Annotated in this window: 2 protein-coding genes; both read right to left on the reverse strand. The window is 29.4% G+C overall.

Annotated elements, in window-relative coordinates; genetic code table 11:
• Positions 1-36: 36 nt before the first annotated feature.
• Positions 37-348 carry a hypothetical protein gene (locus BLW74_RS22190; protein WP_089697137.1) on the reverse strand — a complete coding sequence of 104 codons (312 nt, stop codon included), beginning with the start codon at positions 346-348 and terminating at the stop codon, positions 37-39.
• A 12-nt stretch (positions 349-360) separates the two neighbouring features.
• The coding region (locus BLW74_RS22615; RefSeq protein ID WP_167358493.1) for a hypothetical protein at positions 361-1,074 on the reverse strand (714 nt) is incomplete at its 5' end.

Below are 1,074 nucleotides of genomic sequence, written 5' to 3' on the forward strand. Positions count from 1 at the left end.
GGGGGGAAATGGATCACTTTATACCAGCACTTTTAATTATTTATTGGGAGTCCAATTTTTATCTAAAGCTTTTTTTGTATAGTTTACTATTAATTCTTGATTAGACTTCAATTTATTTTTAATAAGAATATTCCCATTTTCCGAAATTTTAAAATCTTCATTATAATATTCCAAAACTTTTTTCAAATTGTTTTTGAATTCTTCTTGATTAGAGATTTTTTTAGAAACATAAGAATTTCCATCAAATGAAAGAGGTTTGAATTCCGTGTAAGAATTTTTATAAAGTAAAAACAAAGATATAACCACTATTAAAATGATTACAATTATAGAAATTTTCCTTTTTTTCATAATTTATAGATATTATTTCCAATTAATATTTTTAGAATCAAACCAATATGGTCTGATTGTAATAGTTCCAGATACAGTAGATTTCCATTTTGATTCTAATAAGAAGGGTCTTGCATTACCATATTCTACCAAATAATTTCCATCATCATCAGATACATCTCCAAATCCAGGAATATATGCTGACATACCAGCATTCCAATTATAAGGATCATACCATCTATTTTCAACCGAACCAGATACTGTGATAGTATTTCCCTTTCTTGAAAGCGTAAAACTTCCCTTTGATGTTAATTGACTCATGCCGCTTGCATAATACAACTCTGAAAAAACGCTTGGCTCTATAGTTGCATCCCAATAATCACTCAAAACTGTTGATTGTCCATCTTTTAATTTAAGAGCAGAATTATATACCTGATCATCAAATCTAGATTTATTACGATCGAACCCATCATTAAAAGCTCCAAATTGAATTAATATTCCTAAATCTATTTTTTTTACTCCTCCTTTTCCATTAAGAAAATATTGCAGATTATCAGCTGCGAAGTTTTTCCCTTTTTTTCTCGCTTCAATAATCATTTGCTTATATCTACTTTCTATTTCTTTTGCTTTAGGATCACCTTGCAAATACGCCATGATATCTTTATAAAACTGGGTTTGCCCGAAAGTACCACCGCCATCTCCATATTTTACACCCAGATAATTAGTAGCACCTTGAGGTTTATATGA

The sequence above is a fragment of the Chryseobacterium culicis genome (genome assembly GCF_900108365.1).
GTDB lineage: Bacteria > Bacteroidota > Bacteroidia > Flavobacteriales > Weeksellaceae > Chryseobacterium > Chryseobacterium culicis.